The organism is Streptomyces sp. NPDC054932 (assembly GCF_053610205.1).
Genome location: NZ_JBSGXU010000072.1, coordinates 1 through 15197, shown reverse-complemented (window position 1 = coordinate 15197; position 15197 = coordinate 1). Strand labels below are relative to the sequence as shown.

The 15197-nt window shown below is 74.4% G+C and carries 11 protein-coding genes; 6 read left to right on the top strand and 5 right to left on the bottom strand.

Features of this window, described 5'->3' with window-relative positions:
- The gene (gene treZ, locus ACWGE1_RS20485; protein WP_453421910.1) at positions 1-1743 is read right to left on the bottom strand and encodes a malto-oligosyltrehalose trehalohydrolase; all 1743 of its coding nucleotides are present in this window, start codon (positions 1741-1743) and stop codon (positions 1-3) included.
- Positions 1744-1853: 110 nt separating this feature from the next.
- Here treZ and ACWGE1_RS20480 point away from each other — a divergent pair, with 110 nt between their 5' ends.
- Complete coding sequence (locus tag ACWGE1_RS20480; RefSeq protein WP_453421909.1) at positions 1854-2417, top strand: FHA domain-containing protein; 564 nt, start codon at positions 1854-1856, stop codon at positions 2415-2417.
- Positions 2418-2483: 66 nt separating this feature from the next.
- Positions 2484-2981 (top strand): N-acetyltransferase family protein, encoded by a 498-nt coding sequence (locus ACWGE1_RS20475; protein WP_453421908.1) that lies wholly within the window; start codon positions 2484-2486, stop codon positions 2979-2981.
- Between the two features lie 9 nt (positions 2982-2990).
- Here ACWGE1_RS20475 and ACWGE1_RS20470 read toward each other — a convergent pair whose 3' ends face one another.
- Positions 2991-4292, bottom strand: coding sequence for a M14 family zinc carboxypeptidase (locus ACWGE1_RS20470; protein ID WP_453421926.1), 1302 nt, complete (start codon positions 4290-4292; stop codon positions 2991-2993).
- 90 nt (positions 4293-4382) lie between these two features.
- Positions 4383-5795 (bottom strand): dihydrolipoyl dehydrogenase, encoded by a 1413-nt coding sequence (gene lpdA / locus ACWGE1_RS20465; protein WP_453421907.1) that lies wholly within the window; start codon positions 5793-5795, stop codon positions 4383-4385.
- An 84-nt stretch (positions 5796-5879) separates the two neighbouring features.
- Between lpdA and ACWGE1_RS20460 the strand changes: the two genes are divergently transcribed.
- Positions 5880-6788 carry a LysR family transcriptional regulator gene (locus ACWGE1_RS20460; protein ID WP_453421906.1) on the top strand — a complete coding sequence of 303 codons (909 nt, stop codon included), beginning with the start codon at positions 5880-5882 and terminating at the stop codon, positions 6786-6788.
- A 12-nt stretch (positions 6789-6800) separates the two neighbouring features.
- On the opposite strand, the gene treY is transcribed toward ACWGE1_RS20460, so the two are convergent.
- Positions 6801-9065, bottom strand: a complete 2265-nt coding sequence (treY, locus tag ACWGE1_RS20455; RefSeq protein WP_453421905.1) for a malto-oligosyltrehalose synthase — start codon at positions 9063-9065, stop codon at positions 6801-6803.
- A gap of 82 nt (positions 9066-9147) precedes the next feature.
- Between treY and ACWGE1_RS20450 the strand changes: the two genes are divergently transcribed.
- The gene (locus ACWGE1_RS20450) at positions 9148-10434 is read left to right on the top strand and encodes an MFS transporter (protein ID WP_453421904.1); all 1287 of its coding nucleotides are present in this window, start codon (positions 9148-9150) and stop codon (positions 10432-10434) included.
- Here ACWGE1_RS20450 and glgX read toward each other — a convergent pair.
- A complete protein-coding gene (glgX, locus tag ACWGE1_RS20445; RefSeq protein WP_453421903.1) occupies positions 10419-12533 on the bottom strand; it encodes a glycogen debranching protein GlgX in 2115 nt (704 codons plus the stop codon). The genes ACWGE1_RS20450 and glgX overlap by 16 nt on opposite strands.
- Before the next feature lie 286 nt (positions 12534-12819).
- Between glgX and ACWGE1_RS20440 the strand changes: the two genes are divergently transcribed.
- Together ACWGE1_RS20440 and ACWGE1_RS20435 are read left to right on the top strand one after the other, a co-directional pair.
- The gene (locus ACWGE1_RS20440) at positions 12820-14097 is read left to right on the top strand and encodes an SAV2148 family HEPN domain-containing protein (protein WP_453421902.1); all 1278 of its coding nucleotides are present in this window, start codon (positions 12820-12822) and stop codon (positions 14095-14097) included.
- A gap of 102 nt (positions 14098-14199) precedes the next feature.
- The gene (locus tag ACWGE1_RS20435) at positions 14200-14919 is read left to right on the top strand and encodes an exonuclease domain-containing protein (protein WP_453421901.1); all 720 of its coding nucleotides are present in this window, start codon (positions 14200-14202) and stop codon (positions 14917-14919) included.
- Positions 14920-15197: the final 278 nt, after the last annotated feature.

Sequence of the window (15197 nt, the reverse complement as noted above, 5' to 3'; positions counted from 1 at the left end):
TCACGGGGCGAGGACGGCCACGGATTCGCCCGGCAGGTGGATCCGCCCGTCCGGGCCCGGGTGTTCGACCGGCTCCCAGGAGGCCAGCACCCGCACCCCGTTGCGGCCCAGCGCGATCGTCACCGGCTCCGGGGAGAGGTTCACGGCCACCCGTACGTCGCCCCGCCGGAAGGTGAGCCAGCGGCGCTCCTCGTCATGGGCGACCCGGACCGCCGCCAGGTCCGGGTCGCGCAGGTCCGGATGGGTGCGGCGGAGCGCGACGAGGGTGCGGTACCAGTCCAGCAGGCGGGCGTGGACGGCCTGTTCGGGCTCCGTCCAGTCCAGGCAGGAGCGGTCCCGGGTGGCCGGGTCCTGCGGGTCCGGGATCTCCTCGGCCTTCCAGCCGTGCGCCGCGAACTCCCGGCGGCGGCCGGAGCGCACCGCCTCGGCGAGCGCCGGGTCCGGGTGGTCCGTGAAGTACTGCCAGGGCGTCCTGGCCCCCCACTCCTCGCCCATGAAGAGCATCGGCACGAACGGCCCGGTCAGGGCCACGGTCGCGGCGCACGCCAGCAGCCCGGGGGAGAGCGAGGCGGAGAGCCGGTCGCCGAGCGCCCGGTTCCCGATCTGGTCGTGGGTCTGGGTGTAGCCGAGGAAGCGGTGGGCCGGGGTGCGGCGGTGGTCCACCGGGCGGCCGTGGGTGCGGCCCCGGAAGGAGGACCAGGTCCCGTCGTGGAAGAAGGCCCGCGTCATGGTCTTGGCGAGGGCGGCGAGCGGGGCCTCGGCGAAATCGGCGTAGTAGGCCTGGGATTCGCCGGTCAGCGCACAGTGCAGGGCGTGGTGGAAGTCGTCGTTCCACTGGGCGTGCAGGCCCAGGCCCCCGGCGGCGCGCGGGGTGGTGGTGCGCGGGTCGCACCGGTCGGACTCGGCGATCAGGAAGAGCGGGCGGCCGGTGTCCGCCGCCAGTTCGTCGACGGCCGCGCTCAGTTCCTCCAGGAAGGTCAGCGCCCGGTCGTCGGCCAGCGCGTGCACGGCGTCGAGCCGCAGCCCGTCGATCCCGTAGTCGCGCAGCCAGGCCAGCGCACTGCCGAGCAGGTAGGCGCGCACCTCGTCGGAGCCGCGCGCGTCCAGGTTCACCGCCGAGCCCCACGGGGTGTGGTGGGTGTCGGTGAAGTACGGGCCGAAGGCGGGCAGGTGGTTGCCGGACGGGCCGAGGTGGTTGTGGACCACGTCCAGCACCACGCCCAGCCCGGCCCCGTGCGCGGCCGCCGTGAAACGGGCCAGGCCGGCCGGGCCGCCGTACGGCTCGTGCACCGCCCAGGGCGCGACCCCGTCGTACCCCCAGCCGTGCCGGCCGGAGAAGGAGCAGACCGGCATCAGCTCCACGTGCGTGACGCCCAGGGCGGTGAGGTGCCCGAGCCGGGCGGCCGCGGCGTCGAAGGTGCCCTCGGGGGTGAAGGTGCCGATGTGCATCTCGTACAGGACGGCGTCCTGGAGCCGGGTCCGCGGCGGAGCCGGCCGCGGGGCGAGGGCCTCCAGGTCGACCACCGCCGACAGTCCGTCCGGCCCGTCGGGCAGCCGTCGCCCGCGCGGGTCCGGCCGGGGGCCCTCGCCGTCGAGCAGGAATCCGTAGCGGCTCCCGTCCGAGGCCGGGGCCTGCGCGGTCCACCAGCCCTCCCGCTCCGGATCGCGCGCCATGTCGTACGGCGCCCCGTCGAGCAGCATGGCGACGTGACCTGCCAGCGGTGCCCACACCTCGAACTGCACGGACGGTCCCCTCCTCGGTGGCGGTGCCCAGCATGCGTATCGTGCCCATCATTCCGGGCGTGGCGGGGGAGTTCTGGACACTCCGGCCCCGACGGGCCGACAATCACCCTGTGACGTCCAGTTTTGAGATTCCCGCCTTCCCCGCGCCGCGGCTGTCCGACGCCGAGCGCGACCGGGCGCTGGGCCAGCTCAGGGAGGGTGCCGCCCTCGGCAAGCTGTCCCACGACACCTTCCTGCGCCGGATGGAACTGGCCCTCGTCGCCCGCCGCTCCGAGGACCTCGCCGTGCTCACGGCCGACCTCCAGACCCGGGAGGCGGTCGAAAGCCCCTGGACCCGTCGGCTGTTCGGCTGGGTCGGCCGGGTCTCCGCCGTGTCCGTCGGGGTCCGGCGCGCCTGGACCGCGGAGCGGCTGCCCAAGCTGCTGCTGCCGCACCCGAGCGCCTCGGCCCTGCGGATCGGCCGCGACCCCGGCAACGGGCTGCGGCTCAGCCACGAGACCGTCTCCCGGGCACACGCCGAACTCAGCCTGCAGAGCGGCACGTGGGTGCTCAAGGACCTCGGCTCCACCAACGGGACCACGGTCAACGGGCGCCGGGTGACCGGCTCCGCGGTGGTCCGGGACGGGGACCAGGTCAGCTTCGGGAACATGACCTTCCGCCTCTCGGCGGGCTGAGGCGGTCCGGTCCCCGGGGGCGCCCCGCCGGTCCGCCGCCGCGGGCCGGCGCGCAGGATGGCGGACATGGAACACATGCCCGTCATTCGCCGCGCCCGGGTCGGGGACCTGCCCCGCCTGGTCGAACTCGTCCACGAACACGTCGCGTACGAGAGGTCGGCGCCGCGCCCGCCGGACCTCGCCGAGCGGCTCGGCCCGCAGCTGTTCGCCGAGGACGCCCGGCTGTGGGTGCTGCTCGCCGAGACCCCGGACGGCAGGGTCGCCGGATATGCCGCCTGCTCGGCCGAGTTCGCCTTCTGGGACGCCCGGAACCACCTGCACATGGACTGCCTCTACCTGGCGCAGGAGGCCCGCGGCCACGGCCTCGGCGCCGCCCTGATGGACGGTGTGCGCGCCCTGGCCCGCGAGCTCGGCCTCGACCAGGTCCAGTGGCAGACCCCGGACTGGAACGAGGGCGCGATCCGCTTCTACGACCGGCTCGGGGCCACCGGGTCGCCGAAGCGCCGGTACGCCCTGCCCGTGGGACCCGTCCACGCCGCCCAGGACGGGACCCGGAGCCTTTAGGGGGCGCCCTCAGGGGGCGCCCTGCCGGTCGGCCGCGACGAGGCGCTCGTACGCCGCCAGGACGGTCCGGGACTGGTGTTCCACCTGGGTGGCCACCGGGACCCAGCGGGCCCCGAAGCGGGCCGCGAAGTCCTCGCACCACCCGGTGACCAGCCGGTCCAGCCCGGGCGCCGCCGGATGCCCCTGGGCGCGCAGCACCCGGAGCAGCATCGCGGCGGCGCGCAGCGACAGCCGGCGCCCGAAGGCGTCGATGCTGGCGATGTACGCCGCCGTGGCCTCCTCGGGGGCCCCGGCGGTCCACTCGGCGGCGATCCGGGGGATCAGCGCCAGCGTCCAGTCCACCGCGCGCAGCAGGGGCGCCGCGGCCGGGTCCTCGTAAGGCGGCGGATCCGCCCGCACCGCGGCATCGCGCCGGACCGCGGCGACGAGCGCGGCGTCCGTGGTGAGCCGCTCGGCCAGCATCCGCAGGGCGCCGCGCGGGTCCGGATGCGGAGCCGGATCGTCCACCAGGTCGGAGGCCCACATGGGGACTTCGACGATGGCGGTCGTACCGGCGTAGCGGTGGGCGTGGTACCAGGTGCTGAGCCGGGTGTCCTCCGGGTGGAAGGCCCCCGCAGCCTCGCTGCCCGGCTGCGGGATGACGAAGATCCCGGGCCCGGGGGAGGGCCAGCCGGCCGCGTCCGAGGCCCCGTTCTCCACCGGGATGCGCAGCTCGGCGGCCGATTTGGCGAACGGCTCGGCGAGGCCGGGTATGTCCCTGGTGAGCTGGACCCAGGAGCCGCCGAGATCGGTCGCGTGCAGGGACACCTGCAGGACGGGCCGCAGTTCGTCGATGAGCGCGGTCAGGGCCAGGGTCTCGGGCGGCAGCCGGTCCGCGGGCAGCAAGGACGGCGCCCACTCGGGCTGTTCGGGGCCGGGCGGCCGGAAGAAGTTCCGGTGGTACTCCAGGAGCGAGTACGGGCGGGGCGTGCGGTGCAGGTTCGCGCCGTCCGGGTCGGCGCAGAGCAGGAAGTGCCAGCCGCAGCCGGCCCGGGGCGCCGGGTCGTCGAGGAGGCGCCGGGCGAGCGAGAGGGCGGTGGCGCCGCCGACGGGCTCGTTGGCGTGCGCCCCGGCGACGACGAGGACGTTGCGATCGGTCCCGAGCGGGGCGCCGCCGGTCGCGGCCACGGACAGCACCCAGAGGGGCTGTCCGGCCCGGGAGGTGCCTGCCTGGCGGAGCCGGACCTCGCGGGGGTGTTCGTCCGCCAGAGCGCGGGCGGCGAGCCCGAGTTCCTGCGGTGTGGGGTAGCACATGTCACGGAGGAGAGTCACAAGGGATGCCATGCCCGCAGGGCCCGCCGCCTACTGCTCCGCGGGCCCCTCAGTTCCCCGAATTTCGGGAAAAACCCCTGGCCAACGCGGTTACTGCTGGTGCAGTCCGCGGCCCGCCAGGCCGAGGAAGGCCTCCCCGACCGCCTCCGACAGCGTCGGGTGGGCGTGGATGTGCCGCGCCACGTCACCCGGCTCCGCCTCCCAGCCCACGATCAGCTGGCCCTCCGCGATCATCTCCGACACGTGCGGACCGACCAGGTGCACGCCGAGCACCCGCCCGTCCCGCTCCGCGACCACCTTCACCGTGCCGCCCTGCCCGTGCACCATGCCCTTGGCCACGGCGGTCAGCGGCATCGTGTTCACCACCACGTCGTACGCCGCTTCGCGCGCCTGCGCCTCCGTCAGCCCGACGGCGGCGGTCTGCGGGGCCGAGTAGGTCACCCGCGGCACCGCCGCGTAGTCCACCGGCGCGCTCGCCACCCCGGCCAGGGACTCGGCGACCAGCAGCCCCTCGGCGAAGGAGGCGTGCGCCAGCCCGGGCGACGGCGGCGGCAGCAGGTCCCCCACCACGTGGATCCCCGGGACGGCCGTCTCCAGCCGGGACCAGCCGGCCGGGGCCACGAACCCCCTCTCGTCGGTGGCCAGTCCGGCCGCCGCGAGGTCCAGTCCGTCGGTGACCGGGACCCGCCCGACCGCCACCAGCAGCCGCTGCGCCCCGATCTCCCGCAGCTCCCCGCGCGCGGTGCGCACCGTGGCCCGGACGCCCCCGGAGGCGAGCCGCTCGGCCCCCTCCAGCCGGGCCCCGGTCTGCACGTCGATCCCGCGCTTCTTCAGCCCCCGTGCCAGATGCCGGGACACGTCCGCGTCCTCCAGCGGAACCAGCCGGTCCGCGGCCTCGACCAGGGTCACCGCCGCGCCCATGGAACGGTGGAAGGACGCGTACTCCACCCCGATCGCCCCGCCGCCCAGCACCAGCACGGACGCCGGCAGCCCGGGCGCGAACAGCGCGTCGTCGCTGGTCACCACCGTGTGGCCGTCGGGCTCCAGGCCGGGCAGGGTGCGCGGCCGGGACCCTGTGGCCAGCACGATCCCCCGGGTGGCGGTGAACTGCCGCCCGTCCTCGGTCCGGACGGAACGCGGGCCGGTCAACCGGGCCCCGCTGCGCACCACCCGCACCCCCGCGTGTTCCAAGTGCCCTTCCACCCCCTTGTGGTTGCGGGAGACGATGTCGTCCCGGGTGGCGGTCAGCGCCGACCAGTCGACCGACTCCACGCTCGCCCGGACCCCCCAGCGCTCGCGCGCCTCGGCCATGCCGTCGACGAGTTCCGCCGCGTGCAGCATGGCCTTGCTGGGGATGCAGCCCCGGTGCAGGCAGGTCCCGCCGATCTTGTCGCGTTCCGCGAGCAGGACGCTCAGGCCCAGGGCCGAGGCGCGCAGGGCGGTGCTGTAGCCGCCCGTGCCGCCGCCGATCACGATCACATCCACCACGCCGTCGTTGGTCATGTGCCCAGCCTGGAGGGCCCGTTCCGCCCCCGTCCAAGGAAATGATCTTTTCGGCTCCATGCAGGATCTTTATGCTTCGAGGTCATGAGCCTGCGCCAGATGGAGTACTTCCTCGCCGTCGTGGAGGAGTCCTCCTTCACCCGCGCCGCGGACAGCCTGCACGTCACGCAGCCGGCCCTGTCGCACCAGGTCAAGGCCCTGGAGCGGTCCGTGGGCGGGGCCCTGCTGGAGCGCATGCCGCGCGGGGTCCGGCTCACTGCCATGGGCCGCGCCTTCCTCCCGCACGCGCAGCTCGCCGTCCGCAGCGCCCACCAGGCCGAGCGGGCCGCCCGCGCCGCCGCCGGGGTGGCCGGCGGCGAACTGCACATCGCCACCGTGCACGCCCTGGCCGTCGGCCTCCTCCCGGGGGTCGCCGCCCGCTGGCGGTCCCTGCACCCGGGGGTCTCCCTGGTGCTGCGGGAGTACGGATCCACCGAGGCCCTGGAGGAACAGCTGGAACGGGGCGTCGCCGACCTCGCGGTGGGCCCGGAGCCCGCAGGGTGGACGGGTCCGCTGCTTCCGGTCGGCCGGGAGGAGCTGGTCATCGTCGTCCCCTTCGACGATCCGCTGGCCGGCCGCGGAGCCGTCCGCCTCGGCGAACTCGCCCACCGGGACTGGATCCGCTGTGCGATGGAACCGCTGGTCGACGGCGTCCTCGTCCTCGACCGGGCCTGCGGTGCGCTCGGTTTCACCCCGCACACCGTGCTGCGTACGGAGCACACCTCGACGGCCGTACGGATGGCGGCCGCCGGGGTGGGCATCGTCATGGCCCCGGCCCACATGGTCCGCGGCGCCGTCGGCGAGGACTGCGTCCTGCTCTCCCTCGACCCGCCGTGGCACCGCTCCCTCGCGGTCTTCTCCCGGGTCCCGCTGACCGGCGCCGCGGCCGCCTTCGCGGAACTGATCGGCGCCGGACCTGCGCGCAGTCCGGGCGCGAACGCTCCGGCGGACTGAGCGCGCAGGGCGTCACCGGCGCAGCCAGATGCCCACCGGACGGCCGTCCAGCAGGGTGGACACCGCGCGCGAACCGCTGCACGGGACGGGGGAGTTCGCCGATGGCGGGGTGAGAGGGGTCCAGCTGCCGGGCGGGAGGTGCAGGACGGTGTCCCGCCAGCCGCCCGACGCGGCCAGCCGGTGGGACAGCCGGGTGGCCGCCACCAGCAGCCCGGGGCCCCGGGTGAAGGCCACCAGGTGGTCGGCGGCCGGGCCCTGCGCAAGGACCGGCGCGTAGCCCCGGAAGAGCTCCGGCCGGTCCCGCCGCAGCCGCAGCAGGGTGGCCGTGAGGCCCAGCTTCTCCTCGGCGGGGTCCTGCGGGCCGGCCCCCGTGTCCAGCCGGGCCAGTGCCCCGCGGGGGAAGTGGGCCGGACGCCGGTTGTCGGGGTCCACCAGGGCCCGGTACTCCGTCTCCGCGCCCTGGTAGACCTCCGGCACCCCCGGCATCGCCAGGTGCAGCAGGGTCATGCCGAGGAGGTTGGCGTGCGCCGCCCCGGCCAGCTCCGGCGGGAGGTCGAGGGGGGCCCGGACGTACCCGGCCACACCCGCCTCGTACTCCTCGTCCGGTTCGGTCCAGCTGGTGTACAGGGCCGCCTCGCGGACCGCCTTGAGCAGCGCGCCGGCCAGGCGGGGCCCGGCCTCGGGCGCCGGGCCGAGGCCGAGTGCGGTCTGCCGGGCCACCCAGGCCAGCTGCGGGTCGGGCCCGGCGGGGCTGCCCATCAGCTCCGGAGCCTGGGACAGCGCCGCGATCCGGGCCCGGACGTCCGCGCTGCGCTTGGTGTCGTGCGTGGACAGCACGGTCCCGGCCGCCGGCCACTCCCGCTCCAGGGCGGCGCAGTACGCGTGGAACTCCGCGGCCGACACCGCCGGCCGCCCCGGCTCCCCGCCGACCTCGGTGGCCGACAGCAGCGGCGCGTACCGGTAGAAGGCCCGGTCCTCCAGGGACTTGGCGCGCAGGGCCGCCGAGGTCTGGGCGAAGCGGGCGGCGAAGGCCGGGTCCCGCAGCAGCAGCTCCCGTACGGCGGCCACCGCGGCCGGACCAGCCACCGCGGCCGCCTGCTCCCGCGCCCGCGGCGGCAGGTCCACCTCGCCCGGATACGGCCGGTAGACCGGAAAGGCGATCAGCAACTCGCGTACGGCCTGCGCCAGTTCCGGTCCGGCCAGGCGTTCCAGCGCCCCCAGTTCGGCGGCCAGGTCGCCGGTCAGCACCTCCCGGGCGCAGGCGCGGGCCGCCTCCTGCCACCGCGGCAGCCCGGTGGTCCTCCCGTACCGGGCCGCGAGCTCCGCGGCTCCCTCCGGGTCGGTGAACACCCCGTCCACCCGGTGCAGGGCGTCGTAGCCGGTGGTGCCCGCCACCGGCCAGCCGGCCGGCAGCCGCTCCTCGCGGGCCAGGATCTTCTCGACCACCACCCAGCAGCCGTCGCCCGCCGCCGCCCGCAGCCGCCGCAGGTACTCCTCCGGGTCCGCCAGGCCGTCCACGTGGTCGATCCGCAGCCCTTCCGCGACCCCGTCCCGGACCAGCTCCAGCACCTTGGCATGGGTGGCCGTGAACACCTCCGGGTCCTCCACCCGGACCCCGATCAGTTCCGAAATGGTGAAGAACCGGCGGTAGTTGAGCGAGGTCCGGGCCTCGCGCCACCAGGCCGGCCGGTACCACTGCGCGGCCAGCAGCTCGGGCAGCGCCAGCCCCGAGGTCCCCTCCCGCAGCGGGAACTGCTGCTCCCCGTAGTGCAGCACCCCGCCGTCGGCCCGCAGCTCGCACTCCTCCACCGGCCCGGCGAGCACCGGCAGCAGCACCTGCCCGCCGCCCGCCTCCCAGTCGATGTCGAACCAGCGGGCGTACGGCGAGCCGGGGCCGTCCCGCAGCACCTCCCACAGCGGCCGGTTCAGCCGGAGCGGGGTCGGTACCGCCATGTGGTTGGGCACGATGTCGAGGACCAGGCCGAGGCCGTGCGCCCGGGCCGTCCCGGCCAGGGCCCGCAGGCCCGGCTCGCCCCCGAGCTCGTCCCGTACGCGGGAGTGGTCGGTGACGTCGTAGCCGTGCGTCGAGCCGGGCACCGCCTCCAGCACGGGGGAGAGGTGCAGGTGCGACACGCCGAGCGAGGCGATGTACGGTACGGCTGCTTCGGCCGCCGCGAAGGGGAACTCCGGGCGCAGCTGGAGACGGTAGGTCGACGTCGGAGTGACAGGTGTCGGAACGTCAGATTCCGATTCGGGGGTCGCGTGCGGCTGGCTCATGAGAACGTACGTACCCAACCTGCCGGATTCCGTGCCATTACCCAATGCATCCGAGTGACTGCGCCGGGTTAGTGTTGATCGAGTGGTTGGAACCGTCAACACCTATCGAAGAGTCATCGCCCTGACCGGGCCCCTACTTCCGCTCGTCTCTTTCCTCGCCCGACTGCCCGTCGCGATGTCCCAGTTCGGCAGCTTCCTGCTGGTCGCCCAGACCAGCGGCTCCCTCGCCACCGCGGGTGTCGTCGGCGGCGCGCTCTCCGTCGGACAGGTCCTCTTCGGACCCGTCCTCGGCTGGCTCTCGGACCGGCACGGGCAGCGCCCCGTCGTACTGGCCGCGGCCGCGGTCAACGCCGTGGCCGCCGCCGCCCTGGTCGCCGGGGCGCTCACGCACCTGGCCACCGTCCCGCTCGCCGCGATCGGCGCCCTCACCGGCGCCTCCGTACCGCTGATCGGACCGCTCGCCCGCACCCGGTCCGTTGCCCTGGCCCGCCGGGCCAAGTCCGACGAGAGCGTCGTCGGCGCCGTGCACGCGCTCGAAGGCACCCTGGACGAGGTCTCCTTCGTCTTCGGACCCGCCCTCGTCGGACTCGCCGCGCTCCTCGCGCACCCGGCCGTCGCCCTCGCCGCCGCGGCCGGCCTCGTCGCCGTCTTCGGCACCGTCTACGCGCTGCACCCGACCGCCACCGTCACGGCAGGGTCCCCCGCCCGGGAACGGGCCACGGGAGACCGGGCCCGGCCGCCCGTCGTGGTCCACGCCGTACGCGGCTCCCTCGCCCTCCAGGGCGCGATGTTCGGCGCCTGCCAGGCGGGCATCACCGCGCTCACCATCCGGCTCGGAGTCCCGGACCAGGCCGCCGTCGTCTACTCCGCCATGGGCGTCGTCAGCGCCGTCGTCGGCATCTCGCTCGGCGCGCTGCCGGCCCGCTTCGGGCTGCGGCTGCGCTGGCGGGTGGCGACCGGAGCGGCCCTGCTGTTCTCGGTGCCGCTGCTGTTCACGGACGGCCTGTGGCCGCTGTACGCCGTCGTCACCGTGCTCGGCGCCGCCTACGCACCCCACCTGATCACCGCGTTCGCGCTCACCGAGCGGGCCGTGGAACCGGCCCGGCTCTCCACCTCGATGGCCTTCGCCGCCAGCTGCCTGGTGGCCGGGCAGGCCACGGCGCTGGTCGTCTGCGGGCGCCTCGCCGAGGCGTACGGTCCCGCCGGAGCCTTCGCCGTGGCCGTCGGGGCGGCCGCGCTCTGCCTCGTCCTCGCCCTCGTCACCAAGGTGCCCGCCGCCCGCACGCACACCGCCAAGGTGAGCATCCCGGGCCCGCGGACCGGCTCCGCGGTGCCCGGGGAGAGCGGCGCCGCCTACGCCGGACGCTGAAGCACCACCAGGCACCGTCCCGTCAGCGCCACCCGGTCCCCGGCCGCATACTGCGGCCCGGTGCCGGGTGGCAGTACCTCCGCCCGCGCCGTGTCCACCACCAGCCGCCACTGTGCGCCGTGGCCCGCCGGAACGGTGAAGTCCTGAGGATCCGCACCCGCGTTGAACATCAGCAGGAACGAGTCGTCGGTGATCCGCTCCCCGCGGGTGCCCGGTTCGGAGATCGCCTCCCCGTTGAGGAAGACCGTCAGCGCCCGCGCGTGCTGCGCCTGCCAGTCGCGCGCCCGCATCTCCTCCCCGTGCGGGGTGAACCAGGCGATGTCGGAGAGCTCGTCGTGGGTGCCCTCCACGGGCCGTCCGTGGAAGAACCGGCGCCGCCGGAAGACCGGGTGGTCGCGGCGCAGCCACACCATCCGCCGGGTGAACTCCAGCAGGGACGGCGCCGGTTTGCCCGGCTCCGGCCAGCGCACCCACGACAGCTCGTTGTCCTGGCAGTACGCGTTGTTGTTGCCCTGCTGGGTGCGGCCGAACTCGTCGCCGTGGCTGAGCATCGGCACCCCCTGCGACAGCATCAGGGTGGCCGTGAAGTTGCGCATCTGGCGTTCGCGCAGCTCCAGGACGGCCGGATCCTCGGTGGGGCCCTCCACCCCGCAGTTCCAGGAGCGGTTGTGGGTCTCGCCGTCCCGGTTCCCCTCCCGGTTGGCCTCGTTGTGTTTCTCGTCGTACGACACCAGGTCGTTGAGGGTGAAGCCGTCGTGGCAGGTGGTGAAGTTGATCGACGCCAGCGGGCGGCGCCCGTCGTCCTGGTAGAGGTCGGAGGAGCCGGTCAGCCGCCCCGCGAACTCCGCCAGGGTGCGCGGCTGCCCGCGCCACAGGTCCCGTACGGTGTCCCGGTACTTGCCGTTCCACTCGGTCCACAGCGGCGGGAAGTTGCCCACCTGGTAGCCGCCCTCGCCCAGGTCCCAGGGCTCCGCGATCAGCTTCACCTGGCTGACCACCGGATCCTGCTGGACCAGGTCGAAGAACGAGGACAGCCGGTCCACCTCGTGGAACTGGCGGGCCAGCGTCGCCGCCAGGTCGAAGCGGAAGCCGTCCACGTGCATCTCGGTGACCCAGTAGCGCAGCGAGTCCATGATCAGCTGGAGCACGTGCGGGGAGCGCATCAGCAGCGAGTTGCCGGTGCCCGTGGTGTCCATGTAGTGGCGCGGATCGTCCGCCAGCCGGTAGTACGAAGCGTTGTCCAGCCCGCGGAAGGACAGCGTCGGGCCCAGGTGGTTCCCCTCGGCGGTGTGGTTGTAGACCACGTCGAGGATCACCTCGATGCCGGCCTCGTGCAGGGCCCGGACCGCCGACTTGAACTCCAGCACCTGCTGGCCGCGGTCGCCCGAGGCGTAGCCGTTGTGCGGGGCGAAGAAGCCGATGGTGTTGTAGCCCCAGTAGTTGCTCAGCCCGTCGTTGACCAGCCGGTGGTCGTTGACGAACTGGTGCACCGGCATCAGCTCCAGCGCCGTCACCCCGAGCTTGGCGAGGTGGCCGATGACCGCCGGGTGCGCGAGCGCCCCGTAGGTGCCCCGCAGCTCCTCGGGCAGGTCCGGATGATGCATGGTCAGACCCTTGACGTGGGCCTCGTACAGCACCGTGTGGTGGTACTCGTGGCGCGGCGGCCGGTCATTGGCCCAGTCGAAGTACGGATTCACCACGACCGAGCTCATGGTGTGCGGGGCCGAGTCCAGGTCGTTGCGGGAGTCCGGCCGGCCGAAGTGGTAGCCGTACACCGCCTCGTTCCAGCTGACCCGGCCGCTGATGGCCCGCGCGTACGGGTCCAGCAGCAGCTTCGCCGCGTTGCAGCGCCGACCGCGCTCGGGCTCGTACGGCCCGTGGACCCGGAAGCCGTAGCGCTGGCCCGGCATCACGCCGGGCAGGTACGCGTGACGGACGAAGGCGTCCGTCTCCCGCAGTTCCACGGCGGACTCCGACCCGTCGTCGTGGAGGAGGCACAGCTCGATGCGCCGTGCGGCCTCCGAGTACACCGCGAAGTTGGTGCCGGCGCCGTCGTAAGTGGCACCCAGTGGATACGCCTGTCCCGGCCAGACCTGCATAGATAGCGACTCTTCCCTGATTGCCCGAAGGTGTCCCGGCTGTCCCGGCATGGACCACGTCCCTGCCAGATCTTCCCCGAAAGAGGGTCCCCACGCGCGGACTTGGGAGGGGTCCTACCGGGTGACCGGCAGAGCTGATATGCGGGTCAGCGGACTGTGTGCGGATCGGATAATGGGTCAACGGGCGGTCTCCGTACGGGCCGTCTGGCTGCACCGGGCCGCGCGCGCGGAGTACCCTTCCGTGATCACTGGAGACGGGCGTCCAGACGCAGAAGGCGGTGCACGGGTGAGCTCGGGAGGTCTGGAGCTGCCCCCTGGTGACAGCAGTCACGAGGGTGGCCCGGCGGACGCCCCAGGGGGTGCCCCCGGGGGGACATCCGCGGGGATCCCGGCCGGGGCGGTCTCCCTGGCGGGCGGGCCGGCGGCGGCCGGGAGCGCGGGGGCCGGCGTCGAGCTCGACTGGGGCGCGGAGGCCTGGAGCGAGGTCCGCACCCGGGCGCAGCGGGCCGGCCGTGCGTACATCTGGCTGAATCTCATCGAGCAGCGGCTGCGCGCGGTGGTCGGGGCGGTGCTCCGGCCGATCTACGAACCGGTGCACGGCACGGACGACTGGGTCGTCGCCGCCGCCGGGCCCGCCGGGCAGGAATGGGTGCAGCGGGCCGTCGCCGTGCGCGAGGTCAGCCGGCGCAAGGGCTACCTGCTCGACTCGGCCGACGACAACGTGCTGAGCTTCCTGACCCTGCCCCAGCTGCGGGAACTGATGGTCCAGCACTGGCCGTGCTTCGAGCCGTACTTCGACGATCGGCGCGAGATCGAGCTCGCCCTGGACGAGCTCGAGGTCACCCGCAACGTCGTCTCCCGCAACCGGGCGCTGTCCCGGCCCGTGCTGGAACAGGCGGAACGGGCCTCGGCGCGGCTGCTGGAGGTGCTGGGCGGGGTCTCCGGCAGCCCCTCGGCGGAGCGGCTGCCGATCGACGCCGTCGAGGACCTGGTGGGTGACCGGTACGCGGACGTCATCTCGGTCCACCCGGACCGGGTGCGCCTGCAGCGCCAGCTTCCGGCCGAGGACCTCTTCGGGGGCGCGCGGCGGCTCGACGCCATCGGCATAGGGCTCAACCTGCTGGTCCAGAACTTCTCGGGCCGAAGACTCGTCCGGCTCACGGAGGCAGGCTGCCGGGTGCGGCTGCTGTTCCTGAACCCGGCGAGCAGCGCGGTCAAGCGGCGCGAGCGGGAACTGGGACTGCGCAAGGGCGAGCTGAGCCGCTCGGTGGAGATGAACATCCTGCACGTGCGCCGGGTCCGGGCCGGGCTGCGGGACCCGTCCCGCTTCGAGATCCACGTCTTCGACGAGACCCCGCGGTTCACCGCCTACCTGGTGGAGGGGCAGTCCTCGGGCATCGCGGTGGTCCAGTCGTACCTGCGGCGGGCGCGCGGCATGGAGTCCCCCGTCCTGGTCCTGCGGGGCGGCGGGCGCGGAGTGCCGAAGGACGCGGAGCACGGGCTGTTCACGACGTACCGGGAGGAATTCGAGTCGATGTGGGAGGACTCCCGGCCGGTGTCCTGAGAGGGCCCGCCCGGCGTCCGGCGTGACCCGGCGGCCGGGCTGTCAGTGCCCCGTGGCAGGCTGAAACCCGTTGACCGAAGGTGTACGGGGGAGGGGTACGGGGTGGAGGACTGGCACGGTGGTGTGCTGATCGGATTCGACCTGGAGACGACCGGCACGGAGCCGGGGGAGTCGCGGATCGTGACGGCGGCCCTGGTCGAGGTGCGGGGCGGAGCGGTGGGCGAGCGGCGCGGCTGGCTCGCGGACCCGGGGATACCGATCCCGGAAGGGGCCTCGGCGATCCACGGGATCAGTACGGAGCGGGCGGTCGCAGAGGGCCGCCCGGTGCGGGAGGTCGCGGAGGAGGTCGCGCAGGCACTGGTCGGGCACTGGCGGGCGGGCGCGGTGGTCGTCGCGTACAACGCGGCCTTCGACCTGACCCTGCTGAGCGCCGAACTGGCCCGGCACGGGCTGCCGTCGCTGGCCGACCGGCTGGGCGGGGCGCGGACCGGGCCGGTGGTGGACCCGCTGACCATCGACCGGGCGGTCGACCGCTACCGGCGGGGCAAGCGGACCCTGGAGGCGGTCTGCGGGGTGTACGGGGTCACCCTCGACGACGCGCACGACGCGGGGGCGGACGCACTGGCCGCGGTCCAGGTGGCCCGCGCGATAGCCGAGCGCCACCCGGAGGTGGCCGCGCTCACCCCGGCCGACCTGCACGCGCAGCAGAGCACCTGGCACGCGCGGTGGGCCCGGGACTTCCAGTCGTACCTGCGCCGCCAGGGCACCCCGGACGCGGTGATCGACGGCGCCTGGCCGCTGCGGAGCCCGGTCCCGGCCTGAGCCGCGGACGCCGGCGGGTCGGCCGGCGGACCGCACCGGCGCCGCACCGGCTCCGGCGACGGCCCGGCCGGGGCCCGACGTGCCGATCGGGCCGGACCCGGCCCGCCCGGCCCGGCACCTCGCCGCGTTGCCGAAACGCGCGAGTACGCCGGACGACCGGGCCCGACCGACAGGACACGACCCAGGGGGTGTCCGCAAAGTCCCGCCTGGCCCGCGACGCCCGGCACGGCACCTCGCCGCGTTGTCGAAGCGCGCGAGTACGAACAGGTACGAGCTGC